Annotated in this window: 6 protein-coding genes; all 6 read left to right on the forward strand. The window is 71.9% G+C overall.

Annotated elements, in window-relative coordinates; translation table 11 throughout:
- A partial coding sequence (locus HMPREF3086_RS16815) for an AAA family ATPase (protein ID WP_168169116.1) occupies positions 1 to 1,025 on the forward strand: 1,025 nt, incomplete at its 5' end.
- Between the two features lie 46 nt (positions 1,026 to 1,071).
- Positions 1,072 to 1,308: a hypothetical protein gene (locus HMPREF3086_RS16820; RefSeq protein WP_070723058.1), complete on the forward strand. Its 237-nt coding sequence runs from the start codon at positions 1,072 to 1,074 to the stop codon at positions 1,306 to 1,308.
- A gap of 121 nt (positions 1,309 to 1,429) precedes the next feature.
- Entirely contained in the window at positions 1,430 to 2,938 is a 1,509-nt protein-coding gene (ftsY, locus tag HMPREF3086_RS16825) for a signal recognition particle-docking protein FtsY (protein WP_070723061.1), read from the forward strand.
- A 237-nt stretch (positions 2,939 to 3,175) separates the two neighbouring features.
- Entirely contained in the window at positions 3,176 to 4,471 is a 1,296-nt protein-coding gene (locus tag HMPREF3086_RS16830; protein ID WP_070723064.1) for an ammonium transporter, read from the forward strand.
- Between the two features lie 27 nt (positions 4,472 to 4,498).
- Positions 4,499 to 4,837: a P-II family nitrogen regulator gene (locus HMPREF3086_RS16835; protein ID WP_007632886.1), complete on the forward strand. Its 339-nt coding sequence runs from the start codon at positions 4,499 to 4,501 to the stop codon at positions 4,835 to 4,837.
- A 189-nt stretch (positions 4,838 to 5,026) separates the two neighbouring features.
- Positions 5,027 to 5,724 (forward strand): DUF294 nucleotidyltransferase-like domain-containing protein (locus HMPREF3086_RS16840; protein WP_246831033.1); only part of this gene is annotated, 698 nt, incomplete at its 3' end.

A 5,724-nucleotide genomic window follows, 5' to 3' on the forward strand; every position in this document is an offset into this window, starting at 1 on the left:
AGCTCGGCGCGCGGCTGCTGGCCCGCCTCGACGAGCTCATCACGGCCGCCTCGGCAGAACGCGACCGGCTGGCGGCCGCGCGCGCGGAGGCGAGTGCCCGGGCCACCGCCCTGCGAGGTGATCTCACAGCGGCGGAGTCGGAGGTCTCACGCCTGGGGGACGCCGCCCACCGCGACGAGATCGTCCGCGCCCAGCTCGAGGTCAAGGTCTCGGAGCTCGAGGCGGCGGTGCTCGAGCGTCACGGGATCGAGCCGGAGGCGCTGGTCGCCGAGTACGGGCCCGACGTCGATCTGCCGCCGTCCGCGCTGGAGATGTCGGAGTACGAGGCGGCCCGCGAGCGCGGCGAGGACGTCACCCCGCCGCCGCCCATGCCGTTCGTGCGGTCCGAGCAGGAGCGGCGCCTCAGGCGGGCCGAGAAGGACCTGGCCACGCTCGGCAAGGTCAACCCGCTCGCGTTGGAGGAGTTCGCCGCGCTCGAGGAGCGCTACGCGTTCCTGTCGGCCCAGCTCGACGACGTCAAGAAGGCCCGCGCGGACCTCGAGGGCGTGATCGACGACGTCGACGACCGGATCGAGCAGATCTTCACCGAGGCGTGGATCGACGTCGAACGTGAGTTCCGCGACGTCTTCTCGGTGCTGTTCCCGGGCGGCGAGGGCCGGCTGGTGCTCACCGAGCCCGACGACATGCTCGCCACCGGCATCGAGGTGGAGGCGCGGCCGCCCGGGAAGAAGGTCAAGCGGCTCTCGCTGCTGTCCGGCGGCGAGAAGTCGCTGACGGCGGTGGCGATGCTGGTGGCGATCTTCAAGGCCCGACCCAGCCCCTTCTATGTGATGGACGAGGTCGAGGCCGCGCTCGACGACACCAACCTGCGGCGGCTCATCGGGCTGTTCGAGCAGCTGCGGGAGACCAGCCAGCTCATCGTGATCACCCACCAGAAGCCGACCATGGACGTCGCCGACGTGCTCTACGGCGTCTCCATGCAGGGCGACGGAATCTCCAAGGTCATCTCGCAACGCATGCGCTGACCGGGGCGTCAGGCCCCCGCTCCGCCGGACGCGACCCGCGGCCGGTGTGGACGAGCAGAAGATCCGCGACTACGAGCGAGGGATCGGTGAACTCGACGACACCGAGGTGCAGGCCCTCACCGTGCAGGCCCTCACCGACGCCCTCGATTACTTCGGTGCCCGGTTCGTCCCCGAGAGCGACCGCGGGGGCGTGGGCGTGCGACGCAAGTTCTCCCGCACCAAGGTCAGGATGATCGACCGATGGGAGAGCGAGGGCGGCCCGGTCGCGGAGGACGACGTCTGACGCGAGGAGAGGGCGCCGGGCCGTGTCGGGTCCGGCGCCCTCTCGTCCCCGGGGGCACCGGGCGGGCGCGGGACCCCCGGGGCCGCCATGGTGACGGACGCCCTCGGCCATACTGGGCACCGTGACTACCACCACCTGGATCATCATCGCCGTCGCCGCGGTGCTGCTGCTGGCCGTCATCGCCCTGGTCGTCGGCCTGCAGCTGCGCAAGAAGCGGCAGATCTCCCTGACCAAGGCCGAGGAACGCAAGGAGCTCACCCGCGAGGAGCGGTCCGGCAACTACCAGGCCGGGACGGGGTTCTCCTTCGCGCAGGGCGGCGGAGTGGCCGCGCCCGCCAAGGAGCCGATCCCGAGGGAGGAGCCCCGTTCCGCTGCCGCGCCGCCCGCCGCGCCACCCGCGACGCCGACCGACGCACGGCCGGACGCCCCTGCCGCACCGGAGACCCCGACGCCGTCCGAGCCGTCGCCCGCGCCCGGGCGCGACGTCGATGCCGGGCCCGAGATCCCTGTCGTCGATGCCGGACCCGAGATCCCTGTCGTCGAGCCGGACGTCGAACCCGGTCCGAGCGCGGACACCGAGGTCATCGAGCCCGCCCCGGTCGAGCCGGTGGTCGTGCCGCCCGAGGTACCCTCCGACGAGATCCCGGCGCCCACCACCGAGGTCATCACCGGGACCCCCGAGCCGGTCGCACCGGTCGAGCGCATCGATCCGGCCACCGGCCGACTCGACCGCCTCCGGGGCCGGCTCGCCCGCTCGCAGAACACCGTGGGCCAGGGGCTCCTCGGCCTACTCGGCGCGGGCGACCTCGACGAGGACGCCTGGGAGGAGATCGAGGACACCCTCATCATGGCCGACCTCGGGGCCACCACGACCCAGCGCGTGGTGGACCGGCTGCGGGAGGAGATCGCGACCCGCCAGGTCCGCACCGAGGCCGAGGTGCGGGACCTGCTCCGGCAGACCCTCATCGACAACCTCCACCCCGAGTACGACCGATCGCTCCGTGCGCTGCCGAACGACGGGACGCCGGCCGTCCTCCTCGTCGTCGGCGTCAACGGCACCGGCAAGACCACCACGACCGGCAAGCTCGCCCGCGTCCTCGTGGCCGACGGCCGCGCCATCCTCCTCGGCGCCGCGGACACGTTCCGCGCCGCCGCGGCGGACCAGCTCCAGACCTGGGCGGAGCGCGTCGGCGCCGAGGTCGTGCGCGGCAAGGAGGGCGCCGATCCCGCCTCGGTCGCCTTCGACGCGGTGAGGCGTGGCGTCGAGACCGGCGTGGACGCCGTGCTCGTCGACACCGCGGGCCGCCTCCACACCAAGGCCGGCCTCATGGACGAGCTCGGCAAGGTCAAGCGGGTCGTCGAGAAGAAGACCCCCGTCGACGAGGTGCTGCTCGTGATCGACGCGACCACCGGGCAGAACGGCCTCATGCAGGCCCGCGTGTTCAAGGAGGTCGTCGACATCACGGGCGTCGTCCTGACCAAGCTCGACGGCACCGCCAAGGGCGGGATCGTCTTCCAGGTCCAGCACGAGCTCGGCGTGCCGGTCAAGCTCGTCGGACTGGGGGAGGGCGCCGACGACCTGGCGCCGTTCACCCCCGAGGCGTTCGTGGACGCCCTGCTCGGGACGTAGGCCCGGGGCGGCGGGCCGCGATACACAACCGGAACCGGGGCCCGCCGCGTGTAACCGTCAGGAAACACACGCGGACATCCACCGCAACACGGCAGCGGAAACCTCTACAGGCGACCGGGGAGCGAGAAGACGCTCACCACGCGATGAAACGAGGAGGACCGCACCGTGATAGGTGACAGTGTCGCGTTGCTCGCCCAGGAGGCGACGCCGGAGTTCGATACGGGAGACACGGCCTGGATGCTCATGGCGGCATCCCTGGTCCTGCTCATGACGCCAGCCCTGGCGCTCTTCTACGGCGGCATGTCCCGGCAGAAGTCGGTACTCAACATGATGATGATGTCGTTCGGCACCATGGGGCTGGTCGGCGTCGTCTACCTGCTGTGGGGCTGGTCGATGTCCTACGGCAGCCAGTCCGTGGCCGGACTGTTCGCCAACCCCTTCGAGATGTTCGGACTGTCCGGGGTGATCGGGGACGCGAGCGGCTGGATGATGTCCGGCTCGGGCGCCTACCCGGCGGTCGTCGACGTCGCCTTCCAGGTGACGTTCGCGATCATCACCGTGGCGCTCATCTCCGGGGCGATCGCCGAGCGCGTCCGGTTCGGCACCTGGCTCGCGTTCGCCGGGGTGTGGGTCACCCTCGCGTACTTCCCGCTCGCCCACATGGTGTGGGGCGGGGGACTGCTCTCCCACTCCGACAGTGGTCTGGCCGCCATGATCTTCGGGACGGTCGACGACGGCGAGGGCGGTCTGACCGCCGCCGTGGGCCCCGTCGACTTCGCCGGTGGAACCGTCGTGCACATCAACGCCGGCATGGCCGCCCTGGTGCTCGTCCTGCTCATCGGCAAGCGGCTCGACTTCGGTCGCACCGCCTTCCGCCCGCACAGCCTGCCCCTGGTCATGCTCGGCGCCGCGCTGCTGTGGTTCGGCTGGTTCGGGTTCAACGCCGGCTCCGCTTTCGGTGCCAACGGCACGGCCGGCCTGGCCTGGGTCAACACCACCGCCGCCACCGCCGCCGCGATGCTGGGCTGGCTCCTGGCCGAGCGTATCCGCGACGGGCACGCCACCAGCCTCGGCGCGGCCTCCGGCGTCGTCGCCGGACTGGTCGCCATCACCCCCGCCGCGGGGTCGGTCCACCCGCTCGGTGCCATCGCCCTCGGCGCGATCGCGGGTGTGCTGTCCGCCCTCGCCGTGGGGCTCAAGCACCGCTTCGGCTACGACGACGCGCTCGACGTGGTGGGCGTCCACCTGGTCGCCGGCCTGTGGGGCACGATCGCGATCGGGCTGTTCGCCACTGGCACCTTCGACACCGCCCCCGGGATCTTCTACTCCGGCGAGGGATGGAAGCTCCTCGTGGTCCAGACCGTGATCGCCGTCGCGGCGCTCGTGTTCACCGCGGTGATGACCGCGATCGCCTGGGCGATCTGCCGCCCCCTCGGGTGGCGGATCGACAAGTCCGACGAGCAGGCCGGCATCGACGGCGCCCAGCACGCGGAGACCGCGTACGAGCCCTCCACCAGCGCGCTCATCCGCTGACCCGACCACCTCGAAAGGAACCACGACATGAAGCTCGTGACCGCGATCGTCAAGCCGTTCACGCTCGACGACGTCAAGGCCGCCCTCGAGCAGGCCGGCATCCACGGACTGACCATCAGCGAGGTCCAGGGCTACGGCCGCCAGAAAGGCCACACCGAGGTCTACCGCGGCGCCGAGTACGCCGTCGACTTCGTCCCGAAGATCCGGGTCGAGGTGGTGGTCGACGACGACACCGCCGGGACGGTCGTGCAGCTGATCGTCGACGCGGCCCGCACCGGCAAGATCGGCGACGGCAAGGTCTGGGTGACCGCCGTCGAGAGCATCGTCCGTGTCCGCACGGGCGAGGAGGGCGTCGACGCCATCTGAGCGGCCCTGCCCGTTCACCCACGCACACCCCGCTTCCGCGCGCGGGTCGTCCCCGACGGGGACGGCCCGCGCGCTCTCGTGCGCGCCTGCTCCGTGCGGGGCCGTTCACAGAAGCGAAACACGCCCGCCCCGGCGGGGTGACACGGGCGCGGGACTCTGGATCCGACGGACGTGGGGAAGGGGAGAGGGATGACGGCGACGGCTGACGGCGAACGTGCCACGGCACTGCGGGCCGGACGCGCACGGATCCTCTCCGCGCGACGCGAGGATCTACCGGCCGCGGCGCTACGGGCCGCCCTCTGCGAGCTCTTCGAGATGGAGTTGGCGAGGCTCGCCGAGGAGGCCGGCGTCGACCCGGGCTCCGGATTCGCCCTCATCGCGTTCGGCGGACTCGGTCGCAGGGAGGTCCTGCCACATTCCGACCTCGACCTGGTGCTCGTGCACGAGCGCCGCACCGACCGCGACGTGAGCGAGCTCGCCGACGCGCTGTGGTACCCGCTATGGGACTCCGGGATCGGCCTCGACCACAGCGTCCGCACGGTCGACCAGTGCCTGGCCGTCGCCGCGGCTGACGTCTCGGTGGGCCTGAGCCTGCTCGACGCGCGGGTGATCGCCGGCGACGCGGATCTCGGTGCTCTGGTCGTCGACGGTGCCCGCCGCCAGTGGCGTGACCAGATCGCCTCCCGCTTCGACGACCTCGTCGCCGCGGCCGCGGCCAGGCGCCATCGCGCCGGCGTCATCGCCCACCGCAGCGAGCCGGATCTCAAGAACGGTGTCGGGGGGCTGCGCGACGCACAGCTCGTCACCGCCCTGGCGCTGGCGCACCTCAGCGACGGCCGGCCGGTGGTGCCCGGGGGGATGGCCGCCGCGCACCGGCTCGTGCTCGA

It is taken from the genome of Dietzia sp. HMSC21D01 (assembly GCF_001815995.1).
Lineage (GTDB): Bacteria > Actinomycetota > Actinomycetes > Mycobacteriales > Mycobacteriaceae > Dietzia > Dietzia cinnamea.

Bases quoted from the DNA above. Each gene is read 5' to 3' on its own strand.
- HMPREF3086_RS16830 (WP_070723064.1), top strand. From the start codon at position 3,176: ATGCTCATGGCGGCATCCCTGGTCCTGCTCATGACGCCAGCCCTGGCG.
- HMPREF3086_RS16835 (WP_007632886.1), top strand. From the start codon at position 4,499: ATGAAGCTCGTGACCGCGATCGTCAAGCCGTTCACGCTCGACGACGTC.